Genomic DNA, 25217 nt, shown 5'->3' with positions numbered 1-25217 from the left:
AACCGGCCCGCCTTCCCTTTTTTCTACCCCCATACCGCCTGCTGCCGCTCTCTCTTCTGCATGGCCTTCGGCGTCGCCCGGTTCTCCCGCCGCCGCGACTTCACCCGGCGCATGACGTCCTTGAGGTTGATCAGCATGTGCGGCTTGCCCTCGGCCTTCATTTTTTCGTTCCACTCCCGCAGTTCCCGGTTGGCTTCTCTCCGACCCGCCGAATCGCCGGTATCGTAGGTTTTGAGCGCCAGCACGGTCAGCTCGTCAATCTTATCGCTACGCACCTGATCCGCGTGCTTGGTGGCCGCATAGGCGTCATAACTCTTGGTACTGCTGACCGGCTGGAAGCCAAGCAGCTTTCCAACGGATTCACCGCTGGTCAGACGCCGCGCGCCCTTCTCGCCGGGGTCGTTGATGGGCCGCCCGCTCATGGTGGTCTGCCCCTCGGAGTAAAGGCGCCATGCCTGCATCCCGTTTTTCACGGCCACCGGGGCCGTCTCTTCCAACATGCGCCACGTATTGCCCTTGCTGTGGGCTTCCATCACACGGGAAGGCTTGACTACGAGCAGGTCATACGGAATGCCGATAATGTCCCCAATGCTGTCCGTGAGGACTTCCTGCGGCGTTTTGCCGCCCGTCAGCCCCTTGGTCAGGGGCGTCTCCATTTTCAATGAGCCGCCGATGTTCACCCCGGCCATGGCCGGAGCGCCGTAGCAAACCACGTCCCGCAGCAGATTGCTTTCCGGCAGGCGGCTCCTGAGAAACTCGGTCCAGTCGTCGTCATCCCCGGTCACGGCCTGGAACAAAGCCATGAGGGTGGCATAGAGGGGCAAGGCCGTCACGCCGCCCAGGGCCATGGTGGCGCCCAGGCTCTTGGCCACAAAGGCCGCGCCCTCCTTACCCTGAGTTTTCAGTGCCCAGGCCCACATGGCGACCATGTTGTGCGTGAAGGTGCGGAAGGTATACATGCTCGCCATGGCGCGGCCTGCGGTATTGCTCCGCATGAACTCCGGCATATTGCTCTTGCCGTAGACAAAATGCGCGTCGCGCACCACGTCCGAGGCGAATGCCTTGGCCTGCTCATAACTGGCCTTGCCCGTGACGCCGTATTTCTCCCTGGCGCGCGCTTTCAGCTTTCCCGAACGGGCGGCCCGGAACGCGGCCAGAGCCAGCGAGGCGCGGTTGAAACGCTCCACCTCGCTCATGGGCAGGCCAAGCACCCGGGTAAACTTGTTCCACAGAGACGCGCCGCTTACCCCGCGCAACTGGCCGCGCACCTCTTGCATAAAGGCGTCCGTAATGACGCTCTCGCCATAGAGTTCCCGCACCAGCCGGGCCTCGTCTTCCGTCAGGCCCTTGCCCTGGTTGCCGGTCACCCGATCCACAAGCGCGCTCCGGGCCCCGGCAAGCCATTCCCGGCCGCCGCCGGTCACGTCCATCTGCAGGCGCGGCACGCCCACCACGAGGTTCTGGGTCGCATTCACAAACGCTGTTTTGATGGAACCACCCAAGTACCACGCGAAGGCCACCGTCTTGATATTGCCGGTAATCCTATCCACCCGGTCGCTGTTGCGTAACATGTCCTTGACGTATTGCGCGGTGTACTTCCACAGATGGGGCGTTTTCCGGGCGTCAATTCCGGAAAGCGCCTCGCTGAAATCCCTAGCCGCCTCCATCTTGGTGAGCCAGCCGTTCAGGCCCGCTTTGTAGTCGTAGAGCACCCGTGCAATGTCCTCAGTTTCAAAGCCGGGGATGCCCTTGCGTTGGATGCCATGCGCCCCCCACCCGCGCGCTTTGAGCACGTCGGAAACGCCCTCGGCAAGCAGCTCGTTGATTTCTCTAGCCCGATCCTTGTCCCCGATTTTTACCGTGGCCGCCCGAATGATCTGCTCCATGGCTTCGGAATCGATGGGCGCGCCCAAAACCTCGTCGGGCAGGCGGTCATTCTTGCCGTCCGACCACTCGGCATCCGGGTAATTCTTGCGCTGCTCCTCGACAATTTTCCGGGCCTTGGCCATGGCCGCCTTTTCCCCCAACGCGTCGAAGTGCTGGCGGAACACCACGTCCTTGCCCACTTTCGCCTGGACGAAGTAGCCGCCGTAGCGGTGGTGCGGGAAGTAGTTGGGCACATGGCCGATGCTCTGCCGAAACGCCGTGATGGCGTCGTCGCTCATCTCGGACATGGCCGCCATGCGGTTGTGAGCCTGCACAAGGTCTTCGTCCAAGCTCTTGCGGATTTCCAGCATGGCCGCCTTGGCTGCTTTGGTTCCGTCCAGACCGCCAAGCCATTTTTTGTAGGCATCATAGAACTCGGGATTGACTTTGATCAGTTCCCGGCCCGTGGCCAACGTCTCTTCCGTCAAAAACTTTTCGATACCTTCCAGTTCTTTTGGCTCCTTCCCTTCATGCTCCCAGAGTAACTTGCGCAGGCTGTCCATATCGGCGGCCTCTAAGCGTTGCTTTCCGAACATGCTGGGGACGGTTTCAAGGCTCATCTTCAGTGCGGCGGAGCGTTCATCCATGCGTTGCAATTGTCGTTCGTACACCTTGGCAAAATCCGGGGCCTGCTTGGCTATCCAGTGCGGCAGTTGGATGATGCCTTGCAGCAGGCTGATGTCGTTTTTGCGGAACAAGTGCCGGATTTCCGGGGCGTCCGCCGACTTCGCCGCCCCGCGCACCGTCATATCCAAGATACCGCGTGGAGACAGCGAGGCCAATGGGGCATCGTCGTCCACTTCCGAGAATCCGTACTTTTCCGCGTCAAAAGGCTGTTTGCGCGGCAGGTCGGCAACCCCACGCTTCTTGTTGATGCGCTCGACTTCAGCGTCGGAAAGGATGCGGTTGACCTTCATGCTACCGGCGATAATCCAATTGCCGGTCATGTTCGGATTGGTCTTGTAGCGATAGAGCCCATCCGTGGGTATCCGGTCGGTAATGTGTGCCGTCCTGGGGATAATATTCCCGGCTTTATTCCGCTGCGCGCGTTGGTTCGCCTCCATCTGCCAGTCAATGTCGTTCGCCAGTTCCACCTCGGCCCAAACCTGGTTTTCCGGCCTGAAGGACGGGGCCTTGTCCCTGATGTTCGCTTTGTCCCCGATATGGGTTGCGACAGGGGCATCCCCGGCGTGCCAGCCAGGTCGCATGGCCAACGCTCCGAGCTTGCTTTTCACTTTTCCGTTTCCGGCATCCGGACCTATTTCAGCGTCAAGCCAGATTCCAGTATCAATGGCCTCGTCAGCACCGACAAAAAGAGGGAACAGCTTGCCGGGCTTATCCTTGCGGACGCGGAACAGCTTGTAGGCCCTGACGGTATCCTTGGGGGCCGGTGAGGTGCGCAGGGAAGGAAACACGCCTTCGGCGGAGAAAAACCCCATGTTTCCGCCAAGCCCGAAGCCGGGCGACATCCTTCCGTCCATGACGTACCCGCCAAGATAAGAAAGAAGCTGATCCACATTGTCAAAGCCCATGGATCCGGAACGACCGGAAACGGCGCCTACGAGGTTGTTCCAGGCGCGCAGTACAGCGTTCACGATACGCTTCCACAGGTTCAGTTCCTGCGGCGTCATACTGTCCATGGCGCGCTTTTCGGCCATGGAAGCGACAACCTCTTCCATGACGGTGAGACGAGCCTTCACGTCCGAGCGGGGGTCAAGCCCATACAACTCAGCCACCTCACGCACGGCTTGATTCTGCATTCCCCCGAGGCTTGTCCAAAGCTGTCCGAGGAGGTGTTTGCGCTCCGTGTCCGTAAACAAGCCACGCAGCCCGTGGTGAACGAACTGCTCATGCGCCCAGACCTCAGCGGCGCGCGTTTCACTGCTGAGATTTCCGGCCACAAGCCATACTGTTTTGCTGTGTGTGTCGTAGGCGCCTTCTATAGTATCAAGGCTGTCCGCGTGTTTCCTGCGGATACTGACGGGCAATTCCGACGCGTCCCCAACGACGTTGACGGGGGCCGCGCGCTTGGCGCGTTCCCCAAGTCTTTTTGCCACACGCTCTATGGACGCTCTTCTGGCGGACCTGCGGGATGATGGTTCCTTCGGTAGAAACGCGGCGGGAGCAAGGGACGCCATGGGGGTATCCTCGCTGCTGGAATCGTCCCGCACCTCTTCCTTTTCCTCCTGCTGCGCCTTGGTTGTGGCTTCAAGCTCGGATTCAACCTCTTCCAGGCGCTGTTTCGCGGCGTCCAGCTCGTTCTGTTGGGCAAAGGGCCGCTTTATCTCTTCCTCAAGCGCGGCAATCTGAGCGCGCGTATCCTTTATGGAGGCGTCGGCGTTGGCCTGCGCCCTGCCTGCGCTCGAAAGCGCATTTCCGAGGCGGGTGAACAGGCCCTGCGCGCCGGAGAAATTGTCTCCCTGCTTGATGTCATGCGGACCCTGAAGGCGGTAGCTACTTGTGGTTCCGTACTCTGTTTGCTCTTCCTTGGTTTCGGCAAAGTCGATGTAGGGTTCAACCGCAAGCGTGACGCTCAGGCCGTGGCCCAAGTCAAACTCCCGGCTCTGCGCGAAGGAAGCGCGGTTCTTGGTATACCATTGCGCCGCTGTATGAATATCGGATATCGAATTGACGACGGCGGCCTCCGTCGTTTCCAGCCATGCGTCGATTTCCTTGGAAAGCTGCTTTTTCCCCTCGATTTTCCCTCCGGGGAAATTCCGCTCAATGTATTCGGTAAGGCTGTTGGCTTCGGAAAGGCGTTCTTCCTGGCGCTCCAAAAAAGCCTTCAAAGAACGTAGCTTGCTCCGTTGCCCCGATACCTGGGCGACATGGGAAGAAAGCATAGCCCGCAGCCTGCGCACGTCCGCCGTGAGTTGCATCTTCTCTTTCGCCAGAGGGTTGCCGGAGAAGGCGGCCATCATATCTTCAAAGGTAGCCTGCGTGGCGTCAAAAGGATTTTCAAAACTGCGGTCGGATACGTTTCCGCGCAAAAGCTGGTTGATGAACTTCTGCTTGCTGATGAGTTGCTGGAAGGTCACGGAATCCAGCGTATTCTTTGTGCCGTAGGTCAGAATTTCCACTTCGGGAAAAACATTGCCGGGCCTGCGGATACGCCCGTTGCGCTGCTCAAAGTCCATGGGCCGCTGCGGCGCGTCCAGATGGTGCGCGGTCAACAGACGTTCCTGCACGTTGACGCCCACGCCCAGCTTTTCCGTGGTGCCCATGAGCACACGCACGCCACCCCGGTTCACCGCATCAAACAGCTTCTTGCGCGCTTCATCCGTCTTGAAATCATGAATGACGGCAATTTCCTTTTGCGGGATGCCGCGTTTCACCAACTTGCATCTGATGTCCTCAAAGAGGTTGAATGCCTTGTCCCTGGACTGGAAGGTGTCGGAAAAAACAATCTGCGTCGCATTCGTATCCTGATTCGCCTGCCACCGCTCAAAGATACCCTGTACGGCTATGTTGGCCTTGCTGTTTGGTTCATCCGGCAATGTCGAGTCCACAAGGCGTAAGTCTATGGCCGCCTGTTTCGCCCGGCCATAGATGGTCAAAGGCACATGGGACTGTGCCCGCTTTTCCTTGCCCGTCAGCCTGTCCCAGGCAAGGCGCTCCTGGCGCAGAGCTTCAATGTAGTTGGACAGGGCTTCCGAGCGTTCCACGGGAACTTCATGAATTTTTCCACCCTGCAGCTTGGGGAGCCCCTTGATGCTGGTCAGGTCTTCGGTAATGGCCACGTCCGCGCCGGAGCGCCAGAGAGTGAGCAGTTCAGGGCCATTGACATACTTGTTGAACCGCTCCACATCCTTCCACTCGCCCGTGGCCGTCTCTTCTTGAGAAATGCTGGTGGTGGCGAAGGTGGTGGCAAAATCGTCGAATTGCTCCACGCCGAACTCGCGCAACAGGTCCGGGCGTGTGTAACGGAACATGGTCCACATTTCGGTAAGCGTATTGGATATGGGCGTGCCCGTGGCCATGACGACATTTTTCCCGCCGGTTTTGTCCTGTACTAGCCGCGCCTTCATGAGCATTTGGAAAGAGCGCTGCGAAGAGTCCCGGTCCAGCCCCTTCACGTTGTCCATTTTGGTCACGAACTGGCCGCGCTTGTAGGCGTGGGCCTCGTCAATAATCAGCGCGTCCACGCCCAGCTCATCGAAAAAGATGTTCTCGTCCTTGCGGGTATCGGCAATATTTTCGAGCCGCACCTTCAGCCGTTCAATTTTCTTCTCAATCTGTTTGCGCGTGATTTTTTCGTCTTTATCAATGCCATGTAACAGGTCTTCGTATTCGCTCACCTGCTCACGAATAAAACGCCCCTCTGTTTCCGGGGAGACGGACACGCCATTGAAAAAACCGTGCGGCGTAATCACGGCATCCCAATCACCGCTTGCAATCTGCGCCAGGAGGCGTCGCCGGTTCTTCGCGGTACGCTGTTTTTCAGTGGGAGCCAGAATGCGCGCGCCGGGATAAAGCGCCTTGAATGACGCCGCGAACTGTGAAAGCGTGGACCCCTGCACGACAATCCAGGGTTTTCTGGCCGTGCCGAGGCGGCGCATCTCCATAGCTAGAGTAATCTGGAGCATGGTTTTGCCGGAGCCCACGCCGTGCGCCAACAGGCAAGATTCCTGCAAGGCGCGCGAAACGCCAACTTTTTGATTGTCGCGCAATTCAATACTATGGGATGCCCCGGGGTAGTATTTGATGTCCGGAACATCGAACGTCCGCACGACAAAACCGTTGAAGCGTGTGTTGTAGATGTCCTCGACAAGTTTGGCGTGTTCCTCGTTACCTACCAGCCACGTCCTGAATTCTTCCTGCAGGAGTCGTTGCTTCTCCTGGGCGGCCATGGTTTCCTTCTCGTTGCGGACGTATTTCGTCTTGTCTCCGTCCTTCGCAGGGTCCAGCACCACGGTGCGCTTGAGATTCAGACAGTCCTCGACGAGGCTCAAAATGTCGGCGCGCTCAGTGCCCCAACGATTCCTGGCTTCCGCAGACAGCCCGTGCCCCTGCACGCTCCACGTCGCCGTTCCTTCGTCCCCGGGAAGCCGTGTCAGCGTCACTTTGGCGTTGCCGACGCCGATGTGTCGCAGGAAGGCCCCGTATGTTTCCGGCGACACCCACGAGGAACCAAGCCGGGCGAAAATGGCGTCTATGCCTATTCTCGGCGGCTGCACCTGCCGCAACGCCGCGACATTGGCCTCGTAGGCGGGATTGTCCTCAGCCGCGCGTTCCGCCCGCTCCAGCTTTTCGCGCACGTTGCCGGAAAGATAAATGTCCTTGGGTTCGAGAAGACCGGATTCAGGAGCCTCAAAAATCTCTCCGGTCTTGAGGAGTGCCGCTTTGGCCTCGTTCGTCTCCATGCCGAGCAGCCCGGCTATATACGGGAGGTCGATACCGTTTTTGTAAATGCGGCTGATTTTTACCGCGTCCTCCGGGGTGTCTGCGTGCTCCGGGGCCCGGAAAGGAAAAATGGTGCGGGCGCTAAAAATGTCTGCCTTGGAAATTTTGTCTTCCATCTCGCGAGTGCGTTTCCCTTTGTTAGGACCGCTTTTGATGATTTTTTCCACAGGCTCGCGTGTCACATGCTCCAGAGCGGCGACGGTGGGAAATTCAATGTCATCCTCAAGGAATCCGTTGCCGCGCTTATTGATGGGGCCGTATTTTTTCACATAGGCATCGTAGACGGCATTGAGCTTCTCGCGCAGCGCAGCGACCCGTTGGTCGTTCGTGTCCGAGTTCATAGCCGCAATAAGACTCATGGCGTTTTCCTTGACCCCAATGTAAGCCTTGGCCTGTTCCGTATGCCGCTTATTTCCGGCCCATTCAGGAGCCTCAAGACGCCCGTCAACCACCAGAAAGACGCCCTTGTCGCCTTCATCCACAAGCGAGCCCTCTTTGGCCCCTTCGTGAGCGGATTCCCCTTCCATGCTATTTTTTTCAGTGCCGGTATTGCTAGCTTCGACGCCGTATACGTCAGGGGGAATGTTCGCCGCGGCTCTGCGCAATCCCTCTTCCAAGGATTCTCCCTTGGCGGGAAGAAGCGCGTATTCATTGCCGCCGTACATGGTTCCGCTCAGGGAATGCTCACCGAGAACCATCTCAGGATGAGCCGCAAAGTATTCGTTGATGCCGGTTTCTCCCTGCGGCGTCGTAATGGTGACAATATTTCGGAAAGAGTTGCCGAGGTCGAAACGGCTGTCCGCCTTCTTGCGGAATACAATGATGTCCGTGGTGACTTCTGTGCCCGCGTTTTTTTCAAACGCCGTTTTTGGCAGCCGCACGGCCGCCACAAGGTCGGCTTTGCGGCCCCATTCCTCGCGCAGCCTCGCGGCGGCGCCACTGTCCAAGGTGTAGTGAGAGGTGATTTGCAGCACGAGGCCGCCCGGACGTACGGTGTCCAGGGCGCGGGAGAAGAAATAGTTGTGAATGGACTGCTTGCTGTATTGCGGGCGAGATTTATCAAAGACGGTGAAGTCACCGAACGGCACATTGGAAATCACGAGGTCGACGGAGTTGTCGCCCAGGCGCTTGGCCTTCTCAAAACCTGTAATCTGAATATCGGCGTCGGGGTAGAGATGCTTGAGGATTTTCCCGGTCATCTCGTCCAGTTCCACGCCTGTGAGGACAGAGCTTCGGGAGAGGTGCTCCGGCATAAGCCCGAAAAAGAGGCCCGTCCCGGCGGACGGTTCCAGAACGCGCCCGCCTCGGAAGCCGAGCCTCTCCGCCATATCCCACATGGCGGAAATAACCTTGCGGTCGGTATAGTGGGCGTTGAGGGTGGACTTTTCAGCGGCGGCCCACTCCTTTTCCGTCAAGATGCCGCCGAGAGCGGGGTGCAGGGCTTCGCCGTACTGGCTTTTCCACTTGCGGTACTTGGACACGGCGTCGGCATTGAGATACGAGGGCAGGCCTCCGCGCCCTTCCATCCGTGCGTAGGAAACAAAATCGGGATTGAAAACGGCTTGGGCCAAAGACCCCCAACCCGTGAACTGCGTGAGGATTTTCTTTTCTTCGGGCGTCGCCGCGCGGCCTTCCTTTTCAAGCTGCCGCACAAGTCTGATAGCGTTTATATTCGCCTTTGCGCGCGCCACAGCGCCGCCGGGAACGAGTGTGTCGCCGTCGGCTATGTGATGGTTGCCGCCAGTCTCGCTTTTTACGGCACGGTGATCGTCACCAACCTCGCGTCCTCGCCCGTTGGGTTCGGAAACTCCAGGCTTTCCGCCCATTCCAGAATTCCCAGTCTCGTCTCTTCCGGCATCTCTTCTTCCGGCTCGTCCACGTCCGCCGGACAAATCGCCGCCGCTATCATTTCCTCCTTCGCGTCCTGCGGCATCTCGCCCATCATTTCGTCCAGATACGCTGCTTGCGTCGCCATCCCGTCCAGATGCTCCAGGAGCTTCTCGTGGTTCGGGCTGTTCCACCATTCGAGAGCCAGATCGGGGCTGTAATCCAGAAGCCATATCAGTCGGCTCATCCACCACGGGCTGTTTTGAGGGTTTCTCATCGTGAATGTTTCGGACATGGCGCTCATCTCCTTTTGCTGTATCCGATTTTACCACGCCGCTTTCCGCTTCGGAAGCGCCATTTTCCGGCTCGAAAATTTCCCGTTCCTTTTTTCGCTCCGCCTGCGGCGCGGCCGCTGCGGCTTCCTTCCCGTCCTCTTTACCTGCCTCTTCCTTCGCGGCGCTCGTATGTTCGGCCTCCGCCGGAAAAGACTTGAAAAACGGCGGTTCCGCGTCTTTTTCCACGCCGTTGGACAGGATGTCCACCAAGTCCCGCACGTCCGCCGGGCTGAGATTGTCGGCCCTCCTGCCGCGCAGCAGGAGTGACCGCCATTCGTTCGGGGCGGCCTCCTTGCGGGCCTCATCCAGCAGCCAGGCCGCAACCTTGGCATTGCTGGACTTGTGCTTGCGGGGCGTCGAATAATCCACCTGCGGGAACGGCGCCAGCCTCCGCCCGCTGGCGCAGGTGAACACCGTGCCGCCCGGTGCGGTAGGCATGGGGTAATCCTCGACCGTGTAGTCGATGGTGTTCCCGTCAAACTTCACCGGATTTTTCTCTGCCAGCACCCGATCCTGAAGCTGTGCATTGGTCAGACGCCGGGCCTCCTTGCGGCTTTCCGGGGGTAGCTGACGCAACAAGTCGGCGCGATTTTCGCGCGGCGCGGCCGCGTCTTGCTTGGCCTGAGGAACCGGGGAGGTAGACGCTCCCTCGGTTTTCACCTTGGGGCGTCCGTATTGCGCGGTCACGAAGGACGGCAGATAGTAATTATACCCTGGGGGAGTCACCGGCGGAACAGCCGCGCCGCGCATGGGTGACTGCGGATCCATGGCAGTATTTTGCGTGGTCGGAGTCTGCACCGCTGGCCTCTCTGCGACATCAATCCCCGGCGCTAAAGGAGTCGGCGCGGGCATCCCCAAGGCTTCCGCCTGCGCCGTGGTGTCGGCGCGCGGCGCGGTCTGCGTGTTGGTGATTTGGCTCGCCGTGGGCATGGCCCGGGCCGGAGCGGTTTGAGCTCCATCCTGTCCGCCCATGAAACCCAAGCCCTGCATCATGCCCCCGCCGTATGCGAGTTGCGAGCGCCCCCCGGCCCAGCGTCCCTGACCGGCGGACGGCCCGGCCTGCTGTGGAAGAGCCGGACGCGGCGTAAACGGCGTGGCCATGGGCGGGCCCGCAAAGTCCGTGGGCGGCGCTATCGGCCCTTGCCCCGTCGCCCGCGTCCCCATGGGAAGAGCCCCGGTTCCTGGCGGAAGGGCAAACCCACCTATTCCCTGGGCCACGCCCGTCGCATTCGGAGGCAGAGCCAACAGGTCAATCGGATTCCCTTCTTCAAGGGCAAGTTGCAGGGGCGTGAACCTCTGTGTTTCCGGCCTGCCGTATTCACTGAGCAGCGACGCGTCGGCCTGCGCCTGCTCGCGGGCCTCATAGTCCCGGACAAAGGCATCAATGTCGGCCGCGTCCGCTTCGCTTATAAACTCGCCGGGAGAAACAGGCACCGGCATATTTTCCGGCGACTGCTCAAAGACGTAAGGAGCGGCGGGGGTAATATCGTGTTCGGAAAGCGATTGCGCCTCTGGCGGTGGAGGCGTGGCGTCGTCATCCTGCCCGGCGTTGGCGTTCACATCGTCCGCGCGGCGGCGCATTCGGCGGCCGACAGCCTCGGCGGCCCGCATACCGCCAAGCTGCAACAAAGACCCCACGGCCACAGGCCCGGCCTGTTCCCTGGCAAACTCGCCCAAGGTCGGCGCATCGGGGCGCAAACCGTACCGCTGCCGGATACCCTCCTGGCCGAAGTAGGTAATGCCTTCGGTGGTTTCTTCTTCCCCCAGCTCCGCCCCCATTTTCGCGGGGATGCGGGTCAGGGCGCGCTTGCCGATGGCCTCGGCCATGGCTCCCATGCCGAACTTTTTCAGCGCCATGCCGCCCGCGCCCTTGATCAGGCCCAAGGTAAAAAACTGGCTTATGGCTTCGGGCCCGGCCTCCCAAAGCCCGTACTCCGTGGCGTCGGCGTCAATGGCCTTGTTCAGTTCAGCGGCTTCCTCGCTGGTCATGGTGCGACCCATGCTGGCCTGCATGGCCTGCTGCACCTCATCCACAAACTGGTCTTTGGCCATACGATAGAAAGCCGCGCCGCTCATGGTGGCGCCGCCGAACAGGGAACCCACAAGGCCGCCCGCCGCCGTGCCTACGCCGGGCGCTACAGACCCGGCAGCCGCCCCAGCGGCGCCGCCGAGGGCACTGCCTACAATCCCCGTGGCCATACTGGTGGCTACGGATTTCGGTCCCTGGTACAGCGAGTTGGCGAGCGTGTCGCCTTCGACTTCCTGAATGGATGGAATGCGCGCAGCGCTGTCCTTGGTCTGCTGACGAATGATGCTGTCCGCCGCACCAGGATTGGCCGGGTCAATGTCGCCACCACGCCATGCGCGGGCCATGTCTTCGGGGAACTGGTCGGTGACGGCATCGTAGATGCCCTCGCCCAGCAACCGAATCCCTCCCCAAATCCCGCTTCTGTCCTTGTCGCGGATGTCCTGGGCGGTAATGGGGTGTTCAGGATTTGCGGCGTTGTAGTCTCGGGCCGCAGTTTCGGCCTTGTCCTCCTGCAAGGGGCCGCCGAAGCCCTGGGCGAACTGTTCATAGGGCATATCCGCATAATGTGTGCGGTGCAAAGCCGTGGACAGTTCATAGTCGGTCAGGTTGTTGTACTCGGGATAGACAGCACGAAAATCCTGGAGCTTCAGCATGGATATACCCTCTTAGCGGACCTGATTGTAGCGGCCGGGCAGCTTGCCAGTTTTCTGCCATCCTTCCCGTTCTTCCGGCGAGAGTTCCTCCCACACGTCATGAATGGTCACCCGGGCGGCCCGTCTGCGGGGGGTTGGCTCCGGCCCGGCTTGCTGGCGGGAATATGCCTTGGCCTCATCAGGTGTGATGTCCTGTGGCCTGCCGTCCTCCCCAATGATGGCCCATTGCGAGGCGCCGTTTTTCGAGTACATGATGAGCTGACCGGCGTTGGAGCTTTTGGAAGGGGTCTCTTCCCGGCGGGGAATGTTGGGCGGAGCGGGGCGTTGTGCTCCATGCGAAGCAGCCTGCCCCCCTTGGCCGAGAATGCCCACCGGGTCACCCCTTCTTGCTCCAGACGTCATACCGGTCCCGCCAATGCCCTGGGCAACGCCGCCATGGCGCCCCGCCATTGCTTGGTACAACTTCATGTCGGCGGGCTGGCTGTAGTCGGCCTGCGGTTTCCCGTCCGCATCGGCTCCGGCCTTGAAATACCACTTCTGGTTTTTGTCCCAGACGTACCCGGCGTTCAGCATGGCAATGTGTGCGCCCCCGGCTCCGGGGCCAACCTTGGCCGCACCGCCGCGTCCCATCAGCTTGTCCGTTTTGGCCTTCACATCGGCCCGGGTGTAGCCTTGGTCGAGTAAGTCCTGCATACTGCCCGCCATGTACGAGCGACCGCCGCGCTCATCAAGAACGCGGTAGGATGGGGCTGCCGAGTAGTCATCGTGCCGGTTCTGGGGGATGGCATAGACGATGTGTCCGTCTTTCTGCATGGGAATCCACTGCCTGGGGTCGGCCATGGCCTGGGCGTTGCCCATGATGGTGCCCATCTTGTACCGGGCCGCCGCCGCGAGAAAATTCGGGTTCACCGCTCTGGCATGCATATCCATGCCGGAAAGAATATTCTGTTCCCCGGACATGATGCCGGTGATGGCTTCCATAACCTGCTGCGGAGTCATGCGCTGGCCGGTATCGACAAAACCGCCGTCCCCCGTGGACCTGAACAGTTCCGTGAAATTGCCGTCCTGCCCCATCTGATATTTGTAGGGAAAGGGTGAAATTTCCGAGAGCTGGCCCGCGAGTTGTCCGAATGTCCGCATGTCGCCCTTTTTGAACGCTTCCTGGGCGGCAAATGCCAGCGGCCGAAAATGGTTCTGATAAAGCGCGTCATCCGCCTGTTCCATGCTTTTCAGCATGGCAGCGCGGGATTGCTGGGTATTGGCCCTGTCAGCCATGTAACGGCCCATGGCCATGACGCCGTGGCGGGAATTGAGAACAGGGTCATTGTCCAAAGCGGCGATATTGCCATTCTGACCCGCTGCTTGCGCGAAATGTTCATAGGCCGCGCGCACTCCTTTTTCATCTTCGAGTTCCAGCCGCCCGGCCTCGGCGCGCTGGGCGTTCTGCATGGCCGTGCCCATGCTGTTTACGCCGTTAATCAGGTTCATGGCGATTTCAACGCCATCATTGCCGCCGCCGTTATAATATCCTCGCGTCATGGAACACCTCAGAGATAATAGGACAAAAGCCCGGCGGCCAGGCCGACCAGCGCGCCCACACCCGCTCCGACAGGACCGGCGGCGGAGCCCGCCGTGGCTCCCGTAGTGGTCCCGGCGGCTGCACCTCCGGCTGAGGCCGCGCCAGCAGTCACGGCTCCGGTTGTCGCCGCCGTGGTTGCCGCGCCAGTGGCGGCGGCCGTGGTTCCCGCTGCGGTACCCGCCGCGCCAGCACCGGCCATCCCCGCTGCTCCGGCCGCAGTTCCCGCCATACCAGCCGCCGAGGTGCCCGACATGGCGGCCCCGGTAGCGGCGGCTCCGCCCGTAGCCATGTTTTGCGCCGCCCCAGCCACAAGAGGAGCCGACTGCAAGGCCGTGGCCGCCGGAGTTGCGGCCGCCGTCGCGGCTCCAACTCCTTCCGCCCCCATGCTGCCGCCGATGCCTTGTGCGATCCCGGCTTTTGCGGCCTCCGCGCCGGTAGTCATGGCCTGGGCGGCCCCGGTGGCCGCCGCATTGGTAGGGGCGGAAAACATATCGCCCAAGGCGTGATAAAGAGCCTTCGAAGTTCCGGGTTCCATGTATTCAGCAGCCTGCATTCCGGCCCATGCGCCGCCTATGCCGGAGGCAAGCCCACCGCCCAGCGTTTTTTCAGGTTCGTGATATTTCGTTTCGGTCTTTTTGGTCATGCTCGCCGCGGTCCCGGCGGCGTTGCCCATGGCCGAAACTGCGGCGGTGTATGGGCTCTGTGTCCTGTATAAAGGCATGGTGCTCCTCCTATCCGTTCATGAAGCCCAGGCCCTGCAAAATGCCGCCTGTCGCGTTGAATCCGGCCGCCTTGGTCAGCCGGTCATAATTTTCCTGCTCGGCTCCCACGCGGGCCTGCGTGCGCGCTCCCGCAAGCTGCGCGGCCTTCTGCGTGTCGAGAGTGGCCTGAATTCCCTGGAAGCGGCCGGAGTTGGGGTTGACGCCCATGCGGGCGGCAGCCCGCGCAGTGGTCGCGTTCACGTCCTTCCAGGTGTTAGCCGTATCCGCCGTGGCCAAGGCCATGCGCTCATTCACGTCCACGCCCTGCGTCGAGGCGGTCAAAAACTTTTGGGCGGCCTCGGTCTGCTGCGGCAACAGTTGTGTGGCCGCCGTCAACTGGTTCTTGTACAAATTGGTTTCCAGAGGCAGCAGTTCTAGATTGGCCTGGGCCTGCGCAATTTCATAAGGCTTGTAGTATTGCTGCCACATGCCGAAGTATTCGCGCGCCCATGCCTGTTGCTCTTCCGAGAGCGTCGCCATGCGGGCATTATAGGCGTAGTCCACGCTGTTGACCGTGCTGCCTCCTCCGCCGCCCTTGCACTCGGCAACCGGCCCGGTCCACTCAAAGCCTTCCTGCTCGAGCACCGCACCCGTTCCCATATCGATTACAACGCGGGTATAAATCATGCGTCCCATACGGCCTCCATGACTTCTCCGTCCTTCACACCCATGCCTTCCCGTGTCGCCGCCACCGCCACGGCGGCCACCGATGTCCTTGTGTCCGCCATGTAGAGAAAGGCGGGAATCGTGCCCACCATGCCGCACCCACATTCGAGCGCGAATTTCCACGAGAGAGGATTGCTCTGCGGAGTAATCCCGACAATGCAATCAAACAGGTAGCCGTCGGCGTCCCGCATGGAAAGCGCGTACCGGAAGTAGCGGCGCCCTATGGGCACGCTGTTCCTGCGCCCCCAAAATTTGCGGAAAAAGGTGAAATGCCCGCGCGCGGCCCGGCCCTCGATGCTGTTCAGCCAGGTAAAGCAGGCCACTTCTTCTCCGGCCATAATCACAAAGGGCAGGGAGCCGGGCCGCAGCACGTCAGCGAGAAATTCTTCTCTGGTCCCAACGGTCCCGTCATAGAAAACGCGCGACAGCAGGCCCTCGGTGGTCATTTTGTCGAAAACATGTTCGAGCAGGCCCGGTGTGCCGGGCTGTTGCGCGTCGAGGTAGAGGATGGCGTGTTTCATCGCGCATATCCTATCGCTGCCCACTCAAAGTCTCCGGCCGCGTCAAATTCCCATTGTCCCGTTCCTTCGCCCCCTTCCTCCGCAACTTCACGGAGGTCGGCCACGCCGACGCGAGCCGGGCTCTCCGCCTGTTCCTCTTCCTGAATCGGAGGTAAAAAGGCCGTCATTGCGACGAGAGGGGCGGCGGCCCAAACGCCGGGCAGGGAGACGGTTTCCCCGTCCCTGGCTGTTCCGGAAACCAATACGGGTAGCACCCCGGCCGCCAGTTTGGTGACGGTAACGGCTCCGGTCGCGAGCGCCGCTTCGGTGACGGCTCCCGCCTGAATGGACTTGTCCGTCACCGCGCTCGGCGCCAGCTTGCCAGCCGTGACACACCCGTCCGCCAGCTTGGAGGAAGTGACGGCCTTATCCGCCAAATGCCGGTTCAGGACCGCCGCCTGTCCGATGCTGGCCGTGACCGTGCCGGTGCGGACGGAACCGTCCGAAACGCGCAGCGCCCGATCCGAACCGCGCGACAGGCCGGACAGACCGAGCAAAATACCGTGCAGGGACTGCAGGTAGGTGGTGAGTTCGCGCCCTAATCCCCTGGGGATTGAGGGGAGTCCCCGTTCATTGCCCATATTCAACCCCCTCGACGCTGCCGCCCAGGCGCGCCTCATACACTGTGGCCGTGCCGCGCAACTCCAGGCTCCACAGCTTTTCCGCCTTGCCCGTGGGCAGGCGTTTTGCCCGGCTGTCCGTCAGACGCAACCGCGCTCGCGGCCACTGTCCGTCCGGGCCGTACAGCGAGACGCTTACGGCGTTTTTACAGGTCTGATCACCTTCCACGCGCACGGCCGCCGGGCAGGTAAGTGCGGAGGTAAAAAACGGCTTGGAACGCCATTGATACGGCAGGGGCCCGCCCGCCTCCCACTGGTAGACGGCGCTCCCCTCGGGCGTGTCGATGGAGAGGTATACGCAATCGTCCTCGGAATGATGGTAGACGCTCCGCACCGCCCATTCTTCCGGCAGTTGCACGCGCACCACGTCTTTCGCGCCGAGGCTGAACAGCAGCCCCTGATTGCTGCCGGCGAAGAACGCCATGTAGCGGCCGTCATGTACCGTGCCCATGAGGGTGTCGGGTTGCAGAGCCTGCCATTGCTCCCGCGTGAAGGTCTGGCCGGTGAGCAGGGTCTGATTGCCGGACGTGAACAGCATGAGCCCGTCGGGCGAGGCATAGATCACACCGCCCGGCAGGCTGCCCACGGAGCGGGCGGAAACGCACGCCTGCTCGATGGGCAGGTGGGTGATTTGCAGACTTTCCGGCTCCGAACCCGCGGCGAGGTAGGGCCGCCCCGTGGTCAGCACGATGATGGTGCCGTCCACATAGCCCAGGGCCACTATGGAATCCTCGGTTGTCAGCCGGTAGGCCGTGGGAAAGGCGTAGGCGATGAACGGCTCACTCACCAGCAATTCATTGCCCCGGAAGCAGGCATAAAGCCCGTTGTCGGTATGGATCAGCCCGGCCGCGTCGTCGGGAATACAATCCCAGGCGGCCGTTTGCAGCACGTCCGAGGAAAGGTCGGCGTCGTGGACCGTGTCCACGTATTCTTCAACCGGAACTTCCAGCTCGGCTAGGAAGTGAAACTCGCTGCTTTTGGTGCCGGACGCCGTGCGATACAGGCGGATATGGGTGACCGTCAGCCCTTCCAGGTCCGGAATATCAAAACCGCTCAGGGTCACGCCGTCACCGTCCAGCACGTCCACCACGTCCGACGCGGGAGAGGGGGCCGACTCCTGTTTGAATATCCCATCGGCAAGCGACTGGACCAGCGTATAGCAGTAGGCCGAGGACCGGCTGACGCCGCTGTCCGTGGGCGAGGTTTCCGGCTCTTCCGAGGCGGATTCGGCAAACGCCGCCACGCTCACATTGTCTTCCTGGATGGCGGCAAGAGTATCCTCGTAGCCGTAGCGGGGCGGTATCTGCGCGTCCGAGTCCGCGCCCCATGCGTAACAGGCCACGGTTTTTTCCACCGCCCCCTTGGCCACGGCCACAAGCGGCGCCGCGTCTGGCCGGGGCACGCCCAGGCGGTGGATGCCGCCCCCGGCCAGATACTGCGTGGGGTAAGGCCGGTCGCCGGTAATGAACAGATGCCCCAGAGGCGTCTCGCCCGCGATGTCCGTAACGGAAGATTTCACCACGTCCACCGCGCCGGGCCAGGAAAGCCAGCCGTCCGTGGCGTGCTTGAAAATCGTTTGCGAGGCCCGCTCCAGATCTGCAACCTTCTTCGGCCCGGCCAAAGGTTCCAGACTGCCGCGCTGCAACTGGCAGTTGACGGCCATGCTCGCCTGCGTGGCTTCCAGCAGACGGGGCGCGGTGCGCGGCACTTCGCCGCCGAAGGTGGGAATGGTGATGGAGGCCATCAATAATTCTCCCTGTCGTAAGGGTCCGTGGTGGGCTTTTCCAGTTTGTCGAGTCGGTTTCGGATGTCTCCCAGACCGGGGATACTCACGACGCAGGTCACGTTCTCTGAGCCGTCAAAACTCACTTCCCCGCTCACATCGCCCGTAAGGGACAGCTTCATGGGATAGGTGAGCCGGAGCGCCGTATCGGCCCGCTTGGCGTGGGTGGCTTCGGCCACTTCCTCGGCCAGCGTCCCATCGGCGTTGCGGGTCACGTCCAGCCGACGCCAGGGCGTCCACTCTCCGTTCGGGGCGGAGCGCGCCCATATTTCCGTTTTTTTCGTATTGACACGCACCTGAACCGGTATTTTGTCGCTGCCCACAAAATGCAGGCCATAGAAGCGCATAAGGAGCCTCACTCTTTTTTCAAAACCAATTCGGAAAGCGCGCTATCAACCGTCCTGCGCGCCTTGCAGTGCCGCGTGTAGCCCAGGAAGGACATGACGCGCGCCCGGACAAAAGGAACGTCAACCTTGCCCTCGGCATAGAGCCGCCGCAGCAGGCGAAACTTACGCCGGGCGCGCCGGATGTTCCGCTTCCGGGGCAGGCGGAACGTGGTCCAGTGCCGGTATCCGGCAAAGTCCGTTCCGTGCGAGGCCGGAAAAATCGCCGTCTTCGGGTTCAGCCGCAGCCGCAGCCGTTCCCACAACACAACCTCGATCTTGGTCCGCAACTCCTGCAACTGCCGCTTGTCGGTGCTCACGATGACAAAATCATCCATGTATCGGACATACCAGCGCACGCCCAACTCGTCCTTGATGTAGTGGTCGAGCACGTCCAGATAGGCGTTGGCGAACAGTTGAGAGGTCAGGGCGCCGATGGGCAGGCCGCAGTCCTCAAAACCGTTCTCGCGCACAATCCGTTCCATGAGCCACAGCGCGCCCTCGTCGCCCACGGTGCGGGCCAGAACGGACATGAGAATGTCGTGGTTGATGTTTGGAAAATATTTGCTGATGTCGGCTTTCAGGACATAGACGCTCCGCCGTTTTCCAGTCGCGCTCATGGCCGCACAGCGCAAAAAATGTGTCAGCCGCTTCCCGGCGGCCAGAGTCCCCCGGCCTTTGCGGCAGGCATAGCTGTCGTGGATGAACCGCTCTTCAAACGCGGGATTGATCACCCGGACCAGCGCGTGATGAACTACCCTGTCCGCAAAAGGCGGGGCCTGAATAAGCCGCATCTTCGGCTCGTTGACAAAAAATTCGCGCCAGGGTCCGGGCTTCCATGTCCTATGCAGGAGTTCCCCTTGAATCCCGAAGAGGTTTTCCTCGACGCTGCCGCCGAATTTCAGGACTGGCATGTGATACCTCTTTCCGCGCTTCGCCTCTTCCCATGCCGCCACAAGGTTTTCAAAGCTGGTGATCCGCTGCCATATATTCTTCAGCGTCTTGGCCATATCGCCTCCCGTGTTGTGGGCGGGACCGGCCGCGTTCGTCGCCTACCGGCCGCCGGTCCCCGTTTTGTTGTTTTCCCGGCGCTGTTGGCCGAGAGGGATAACAGCCCCAAATAAAGCACTGGATGGATGCCCGTGGGCATACCGCCTTCTGGCTGAGGCCCTGTTTGCGAGGCGGCAACCGATGTTCGCGTTCAGGTTCGACGCCGTATTGTTGAAGTTGACGAGGAACACGCCCGCAGTGGAGCCGTTGCCCCAATTGCCGCCGGAGTACAGGCTGTTACCCTATATTGCTTATCTCCTGCCTTTCGGCTGGGGATTGGCGCGCGCGGATGACTCGGATGTTTCGGCGCTCCCTTGAGCGGCCCGCACGTTCTTCAACCATGCACCGAGCATTTTTCCGATTTCCCCTATCTTCGCGGACCACACCTCATACCGCTTCATGTCGATGTATTGCAGTTTTACGGCTTCACGCACCAGGGAACGCAGCAGTTCTATTTCGATGTCCAGGTCTTCAAGTGTGGTTTTCTTGTAGTACCGTTTGGCCGCCCGTATCAGCAGCCGCTTGATTTCCGTAAGCGCGGCCCTGATTTCCGCAGCCAGAAGAAACTTTTCGTACTTCGGGAACTGCCGCAGCGCGATTCGCGAATAGGCGCTTACCTCTTCCAGCTTTTCCAACATCGCCAAACTTTCAAAGGCCATGGCTCTCCCTGTAACCCCGCATGGGGGCAGTTGCGGTCTTACGGGCCGCAAAACAAAGATGTTACGATGAACAGCAACGCTCTTCCGGGGGAAGTTGACGCCCCGCACGTTCGCTCTCGTAGCTGGCGCGGCAATGGCCGGTATCGCCCCAGCAGCGGGCCAGCGCATCCACCAGTAGTCGCGGCCAGCGCCGGATGCCTGCCAGTTCCCAACGCCAGCAATGAGCACTGATGCTCTCGTCCGCCCACCAGAACCCAGCCGGGCGCGGCAGCAGGTACAGCAGACTCAGAATTGCCAGGGTGAAGCCGATGAGCGCATTCAAGCTCTGGTCAACGGCAATCAGAAACTGTTTGCCGTTGTGCCGGAACGCCGCCCAACGCTGAGCAAGACGCCGGTCCCATTTCATGCCGCACCACCGGGCAAGCTGTAGCTGACGGACAGCGCCTGCGCCCCCTCAACACTCGTGCAGGCGTCCAGGGCGTCCTCCATGCGCTGCCGCTGTCCGATGAGCGCGCCGGAGGCCGCCGAAAAGGCGGTGGCTTTGGCCAGTACGCGCCCGCACAGATCGTCCAGGGCAATGCCACGCGCCTCGGCCAGCGGCGTCAGCAAAGGGCAGGCCGCCGTAGCGTCGGCCTGACGGGCCTCGGCTTCCTGCTTCTGCTGGTCGAAGGTCAGGCGTTCCGTATCCGGATACGTCGCCGTCAACCCTTGTAGGGCCGCTTCACACTTGTCATTGATTTCCGCCAGTTTGAGGGCTTTGGCATTGGCAAGCCCGGCCAGCATGGTCTTGCTGTGTACGCCGTTCTCGGTCTTAGGCATGGCATTCCGCTCCATCGTAGGTTTCCAGGGTCTTCAGGAGTAAACCGCCCCCGTCCGCGCCGTTGTTTTCAAGCCGGGCGTGGCAGAGCAGCCGGGCCTCGCCCACCGCGCAGCCTGGCTCCGGCTCGATTTCCGTGTCCTGCCAGACGCCGATGTAGTAGCCGTCCTCGCTGTATTCGACGGGCACCCGGTACAGCTTGGCGTGTCCGGCCCCGGTGCCGGGGTAATCCGTCTCAAAACTCGCGCCGTTGTGGGAAAAAATGATTTTCATGATGAAAAATCCTTTTTGAAAAGAGCCGCCTGCGGCGGCAGGATGGAAAGTCGCGGGCCAGCTTCGCTGGCCGCTCCGTCGCCGCTGCGCGGCGGGGGCCGCCTACCGGCGGCCCGAACAGGAGCCAGGGTTCAGTACCCAGGCTACACCTTTGCGAGGCGGCAACCGATGTTCGCGCTCAGGTTCGACGCCGTACTGCCGAAGTCGACGAGGAACACGCCCGCAGTGGAGCCGTCGCCCCAATAGCCGCCGGAGTAACAAACGCCGTTCGGGCTGGCCCCGTAGTGATTGTCGGCATAGGTGCCGTTGGTTTCCGTGGGGTCGCCGCTTTTCGGGATGAAGACATCGCCCATGTCGTAGCCGTCCGCCACATCGCTGAACATTTCCGTAATCCAGCCCGTGTAGCCCTGACTGCTGTTGTAAATGGTCATGGCGAGGTTGGTGGAAACATAGGCGCGCGTGCCGTCATTGCGGTAAATTTCAAGGCGCCGGTTGGTATCGGCCCGTACCCCGTCCACCATCTCCCAGACATTGCCGTAAAGGCCGTGAAAACCGCGCCAGGGCGTATGGTTGGCCGCGCTGTCCACCGTGACGGCGCCGCTCCCGGCCACATGCCCCATGCCCAGCATGGCCTGCATGTCCGGTGTGGCGAACTCGGCCAGCATGAGCAATTTCACGGCGTCCGTCTGGTAGATGTCCTGCATCATGAAGCCGCTCACACCGTCCACGTTGCGCGCGGCGCACAGGCCCTTGAACGTGGAAAAGTCCTTGCTCACCGCCGGGTACACGCCGTGTACGGACTGGCATTTGGTGTTGGTGCTGTCCAAGCTGGCCTTGTAGCAGCCGAGCAGGTAATAGGGGATTTCCTGCCCGTTGTTCATGAAGGCCGGATGCACATGATAGCCGTCCAGGCGCGTGGGCGAGATGTAGGTGATCTTGCTGCCCGCAAGGCTGCCTGAGGCGGGCGTGTCGTGCTTGACGTAGAACTTGGGCACGCGGTTCATGACCTGCCCGTCCACCAACACGCGCTCAATGCCGCCGTATACCGGGTGACGGTCGAAATAGGAGGTCTTGAGACTGAGCGGTTCCCCGTCCTTGTCGCAGTGGAACCACAGCCCGGCGCCGCCGCCGGTCTTGAGCCGGGCAATGCCGAACACGGGATCGGTGCTGCCGACAATAATGTCCGCCACGGCGTCGGATGCCGCTTTCTGGCCTTCGGCCTGGGCGATGGACACAACCGCAGCCCGGAACGGACTTTCAGGCTTGTCGATGCCATGTGCGTTGGCTTTTGCTTCATGCCCGGCAACGGCCGTGTTCACGGCTTCCTGCGTCACACCGTCCACACCGTCACGCCCGGGCGTTCCCGGTTCCCCGGGGTCGCCCTTGTCCCCTTTTTCGCCTTTGAGGTCCACGCCGCGTTCCGGCCAGGAACCGTCCGCGTTCTGGAATTTCAAGGCCGTCCCGTCCCACTGGTGTTCGGGAGCGGGACCGGGATCGCCTTTCTCGCCCTGGGGACCGCCCGCCGGGCCGGGTGCTCCGGGAGCCCCGTCCTGTCCAGGGTCGCCCTTGTCGCCCTTGGCGCCCTTCAAGTCGACACCTGCCTCCGGCCAGGAGCCGTCAGGCTTCTGAACTTTGAGGGAGGTGCCGTCCCACTGGTGGTCCGGCATGGGACCGGCCGCGCCGGGAATACCGGGCTCGCCTTTCTCGCCGGGGTCGCCTTTCTCGCCGGGCGCGCCCCGTTCGCCCTTCAGGTTTACGGGCTCGGTGGCAATCGAACCGTCCGTGCTGGCAAAGACCAGACTCGTGCCGTTCCACAATGGCTTGGGCACGGCCTTGGTGATGTTGGCCCTCGTTTCCGCTCCGTGGGCGTCGGGGTCGGAAAGATGGGCGATAACCTTCTCTCTGCCCTCAATCAACGTCTGCTGGGCATCCTGCAAGGCGGTCAAGGTTTTGCTGACTTCGTTCAGCACATCGGCCGTGTTCGCGCCAGCATCGGGGGTACTCCCGCTGGGAGTCTCGGTGGGAGTCGTAGTGGTATCGCTCATGGGATGCGCTCCTGTGCGTATTTGTTGTGGTTTCCGGGCGGAGCCAAAAGCCCCGCCCGACTGGCCGGACCCACCCGGCGAGCGGCGCGGCGCGTGCCGCCGGAACCGGGGGAAGTTCCGGCGGCACCGTCTGTCCGGTCAGTTCCCTCCCGCAGCCCGCATTTCTATGCAGGTCACGCGGTCGGAAAGTTGTGCGAATTGCCCTTGCGTCTGCGCCGTGGTCAGCTCGTTTTGCAGCCCGGCCAAGACGGATTTGGTGAATCTGTCGGAGAGGGTCACGAGTTCCGTGGCCATGCGCGCCACGCTCGTTTCCGCGTTGAACTCATGTTCCAGCTTCCCGGCAAATTCGGCCGCCCGCAGGGCCGCGCCATCGGCCTGGCTCGCTGCGGTTGTGGCGCGTTCGGCTTCCGCCTGCGCTGCGGCGGCGGAAACACCCGCCGCCGTGGAGGACTGTTCCGCTCGCCCGGCCGCAGTTGTGGCCTCGGCCGTGGCGGCGTCCACCGCGTCGGATACAATCCGGTCGGTCACGATACCGGCGGCGGCTCCGGTAATGGCTGCGTCAAGGTCGGCCGTCACCTCGTCCACATGCGTCCTGTGCTCCGCCACGGCTTGTTTGGCATCCAGCGCCATCTTGGCGCTTTCATCGGCGCCCTTAGCGCTGGCCCCGGCCGCTGCCGAATACTTCCCGGCCGCTTCTGCCGAGTCTTTGGCGATGGTGGCATTTTTGCCCACGGAATCAGCCGCAGACTCTGCCCGCTGGGCGTCGGCCCTGGCGCAATCCCCCGCGCTTTCAGCGCGCTGGGCGGCGGCCAAGGCGTCATCCCGATACCGCTCCATGCCCTGTGATGCCTGTTCCGCGCGCGTGGCGCACCCGCACGCCCTGGTGGCGGAGTCCTGGGCGGAGGCCGACGAGCAGCCCGCCCGCTTCGCGGCCGTCAGAGCCCGTTCGGTCAGGTTTTCAAAGTCCTCTCCAAAAAGCGCCGCTTCCTCGCGCAAGGCGGCGAGGCCGCTGCTTCGCGCGTCGTCGATTTCCTCAACAGCATGTTCCCGCGCCTCGGCTACGGTATTCACCGCATTGGTCCGGGCGTCGGACGCGGCCTTGGAAATCTCGTTCAGGACATCCCCGGAACGGAGTTCAACGGCCTGCAGGGCGTCGGCCTTGTATTGCGTGATACAGGTGGTGGCGTCCGCCATCAGCCTGGCCGCCGTCCGCTCCGTCCGATCCACAACTGTGAGCTCGAAGGTGCTGATGGTGTCGGCAACGCCGTCCACCATCTCCTGCGCGCGCCGCTCGTGTCCCTGGGCCTGCCGGGCGGCTTCTTGGGCCGCTCCCTTGGCTGCGTCGGCTTGGTCCGCTATGCCGTTCAGACCGGTTTCCATGGCCGCGACAGCCTCTTTGGTGCTCTCGGCCGCCGCCGCGTGCCTCCCGGCCTCCGCCGCGTAGGCGGCCACCTCGGACGTGATGACCTGTCCCGATCCCCGCTGCTCGTAAGGCGGCAACTCGGCAATATCGTGCAAGTTGCAGTCGGCATTGGGCACAGTGGCGTGGTAGCGCAGACTGTGCAGGGGCGGCAGGTGGCTCGGGTGTTTCCCGCCGCTAACCTGGCAGGCTTCGGGGAAGGTCACCGTCACCATGTACTCGCTGGATTCCGTACCCAGCTCGTTGGGCCACACCTTGAGCACGGCGAGGCCCTGGGGGTCCGTTTCGGCGCGCGCTTCACGCGGCACAATCAGGCCGCAATACCGTTCCACGGTGGTCAGGCGCATCACAATCTGCGCCCGGTGAACGGGGCGGCCCTGCTGGTCGCTTATCCGCGCCGTGACATTGACCAAGGGTATATCCATGCT

Annotated in this window: 16 protein-coding genes; 1 reads left to right on the top strand and 15 read right to left on the bottom strand. The window is 61.8% G+C overall.

All coding sequences use genetic code 11. The features are described from left to right. Positions 1-23 precede the first annotated feature (23 nt). From HMPREF1022_RS14505 to HMPREF1022_RS14465, 9 genes are read right to left on the bottom strand one after another with little or no spacing between them, the layout of a single operon-like run. On the bottom strand, positions 24-12173 hold the full coding sequence (locus tag HMPREF1022_RS14505) for a PLxRFG domain-containing protein (protein ID WP_009303730.1): 12150 nt from the start codon (positions 12171-12173) through the stop codon (positions 24-26). Positions 12174-12185: 12 nt separating this feature from the next. Continuing rightward, on the bottom strand, positions 12186-13712 hold the full coding sequence (locus HMPREF1022_RS14500; RefSeq protein WP_009303729.1) for a hypothetical protein: 1527 nt from the start codon (positions 13710-13712) through the stop codon (positions 12186-12188). A gap of 8 nt (positions 13713-13720) precedes the next feature. After that, complete coding sequence (locus tag HMPREF1022_RS14495; protein ID WP_009303728.1) at positions 13721-14473, bottom strand: hypothetical protein; 753 nt, start codon at positions 14471-14473, stop codon at positions 13721-13723. Positions 14474-14483: 10 nt separating this feature from the next. Next, positions 14484-15149, bottom strand: a complete 666-nt coding sequence (locus tag HMPREF1022_RS14490; RefSeq protein ID WP_009303727.1) for a hypothetical protein — start codon at positions 15147-15149, stop codon at positions 14484-14486. After that, positions 15137-15700, bottom strand: coding sequence for a hypothetical protein (locus HMPREF1022_RS16765; protein WP_009303726.1), 564 nt, complete (start codon positions 15698-15700; stop codon positions 15137-15139). Before HMPREF1022_RS16765 ends, HMPREF1022_RS14490 begins: the two co-directional genes overlap by 13 nt. After that, the gene (locus HMPREF1022_RS14480; RefSeq protein WP_009303725.1) at positions 15697-16320 is read right to left on the bottom strand and encodes a hypothetical protein; all 624 of its coding nucleotides are present in this window, start codon (positions 16318-16320) and stop codon (positions 15697-15699) included. Before HMPREF1022_RS14480 ends, HMPREF1022_RS16765 begins: the two co-directional genes overlap by 4 nt. Beyond that, positions 16310-18103, bottom strand: coding sequence for a hypothetical protein (locus tag HMPREF1022_RS14475; RefSeq protein WP_009303724.1), 1794 nt, complete (start codon positions 18101-18103; stop codon positions 16310-16312). The genes HMPREF1022_RS14480 and HMPREF1022_RS14475 overlap by 11 nt, the downstream gene beginning before the upstream one ends. Further along, on the bottom strand, positions 18103-18489 hold the full coding sequence (locus HMPREF1022_RS14470; protein WP_009303723.1) for a hypothetical protein: 387 nt from the start codon (positions 18487-18489) through the stop codon (positions 18103-18105). The genes HMPREF1022_RS14475 and HMPREF1022_RS14470 overlap by 1 nt, the downstream gene beginning before the upstream one ends. A gap of 8 nt (positions 18490-18497) precedes the next feature. Beyond that, positions 18498-19319, bottom strand: coding sequence for a reverse transcriptase/maturase family protein (locus tag HMPREF1022_RS14465; RefSeq protein ID WP_198005400.1), 822 nt, complete (start codon positions 19317-19319; stop codon positions 18498-18500). Positions 19320-19385: 66 nt separating this feature from the next. Between HMPREF1022_RS14465 and HMPREF1022_RS18695 the strand changes: the two genes are divergently transcribed. Beyond that, positions 19386-19649 carry a hypothetical protein gene (locus HMPREF1022_RS18695; RefSeq protein ID WP_198005399.1) on the top strand — a complete coding sequence of 88 codons (264 nt, stop codon included), beginning with the start codon at positions 19386-19388 and terminating at the stop codon, positions 19647-19649. Between the two features lie 177 nt (positions 19650-19826). Here the strand turns inward: HMPREF1022_RS18695 and avd are convergent, their stop codons facing one another. From avd to HMPREF1022_RS16755, 6 genes are all read right to left on the bottom strand, one after another. After that, positions 19827-20234 (bottom strand): diversity-generating retroelement protein Avd, encoded by a 408-nt coding sequence (avd, locus tag HMPREF1022_RS14460; RefSeq protein WP_009303720.1) that lies wholly within the window; start codon positions 20232-20234, stop codon positions 19827-19829. Positions 20235-20295: 61 nt separating this feature from the next. Beyond that, the gene (locus HMPREF1022_RS16760) at positions 20296-20640 is read right to left on the bottom strand and encodes a hypothetical protein (protein WP_009303719.1); all 345 of its coding nucleotides are present in this window, start codon (positions 20638-20640) and stop codon (positions 20296-20298) included. After that, a complete protein-coding gene (locus HMPREF1022_RS14450) occupies positions 20637-21053 on the bottom strand; it encodes a hypothetical protein (protein WP_009303718.1) in 417 nt (138 codons plus the stop codon). The genes HMPREF1022_RS16760 and HMPREF1022_RS14450 overlap by 4 nt, the downstream gene beginning before the upstream one ends. Further along, positions 21046-21324 carry a hypothetical protein gene (locus HMPREF1022_RS14445; protein WP_009303717.1) on the bottom strand — a complete coding sequence of 93 codons (279 nt, stop codon included), beginning with the start codon at positions 21322-21324 and terminating at the stop codon, positions 21046-21048. Before HMPREF1022_RS14445 ends, HMPREF1022_RS14450 begins: the two co-directional genes overlap by 8 nt. Positions 21325-21467: 143 nt before the next feature. Then, complete coding sequence (locus HMPREF1022_RS18320; RefSeq protein WP_009303716.1) at positions 21468-23369, bottom strand: collagen-like protein; 1902 nt, start codon at positions 23367-23369, stop codon at positions 21468-21470. Positions 23370-23507: 138 nt separating this feature from the next. Continuing rightward, complete coding sequence (locus HMPREF1022_RS16755) at positions 23508-25214, bottom strand: hypothetical protein (protein WP_009303715.1); 1707 nt, start codon at positions 25212-25214, stop codon at positions 23508-23510. Positions 25215-25217: the final 3 nt, after the last annotated feature.

Origin of the sequence: Desulfovibrio sp. 6_1_46AFAA (assembly GCF_000224635.1) — a bacterium.
Lineage (GTDB): Bacteria > Desulfobacterota > Desulfovibrionia > Desulfovibrionales > Desulfovibrionaceae > Desulfovibrio > Desulfovibrio fairfieldensis.
This window is presented reverse-complemented; position numbering and strand designations above follow the sequence as displayed.

Coding starts and splice junctions, on each gene's coding strand:
- HMPREF1022_RS14490 (WP_009303727.1), bottom strand. CDS start 15,149: ATGGGACGCATGATTTATACCCGCGTTGTAATCGATATGGGAACGGGT.
- HMPREF1022_RS14465 (WP_198005400.1), bottom strand. CDS start 19,319: ATGCGGCTTATTCAGGCCCCGCCTTTTGCGGACAGGGTAGTTCATCAC.
- HMPREF1022_RS14480 (WP_009303725.1), bottom strand. CDS start 16,320: ATGGGCAATGAACGGGGACTCCCCTCAATCCCCAGGGGATTAGGGCGC.
- HMPREF1022_RS14475 (WP_009303724.1), bottom strand. CDS start 18,103: ATGGCCTCCATCACCATTCCCACCTTCGGCGGCGAAGTGCCGCGCACC.
- HMPREF1022_RS14450 (WP_009303718.1), bottom strand. CDS start 21,053: ATGCCTAAGACCGAGAACGGCGTACACAGCAAGACCATGCTGGCCGGG.
- HMPREF1022_RS16765 (WP_009303726.1), bottom strand. CDS start 15,700: ATGAAACACGCCATCCTCTACCTCGACGCGCAACAGCCCGGCACACCG.
- HMPREF1022_RS14445 (WP_009303717.1), bottom strand. CDS start 21,324: ATGAAAATCATTTTTTCCCACAACGGCGCGAGTTTTGAGACGGATTAC.
- HMPREF1022_RS14505 (WP_009303730.1), bottom strand. CDS start 12,173: ATGCTGAAGCTCCAGGATTTTCGTGCTGTCTATCCCGAGTACAACAAC.
- HMPREF1022_RS16760 (WP_009303719.1), bottom strand. CDS start 20,640: ATGAAATGGGACCGGCGTCTTGCTCAGCGTTGGGCGGCGTTCCGGCAC.
- HMPREF1022_RS14495 (WP_009303728.1), bottom strand. CDS start 14,473: ATGCCTTTATACAGGACACAGAGCCCATACACCGCCGCAGTTTCGGCC.
- avd (WP_009303720.1), bottom strand. CDS start 20,234: ATGGCCTTTGAAAGTTTGGCGATGTTGGAAAAGCTGGAAGAGGTAAGC.
- HMPREF1022_RS18320 (WP_009303716.1), bottom strand. CDS start 23,369: ATGAGCGATACCACTACGACTCCCACCGAGACTCCCAGCGGGAGTACC.
- HMPREF1022_RS14500 (WP_009303729.1), bottom strand. CDS start 13,712: ATGACGCGAGGATATTATAACGGCGGCGGCAATGATGGCGTTGAAATC.
- HMPREF1022_RS14470 (WP_009303723.1), bottom strand. CDS start 18,489: ATGCGCTTCTATGGCCTGCATTTTGTGGGCAGCGACAAAATACCGGTT.
- HMPREF1022_RS16755 (WP_009303715.1), bottom strand. CDS start 25,214: ATGGATATACCCTTGGTCAATGTCACGGCGCGGATAAGCGACCAGCAG.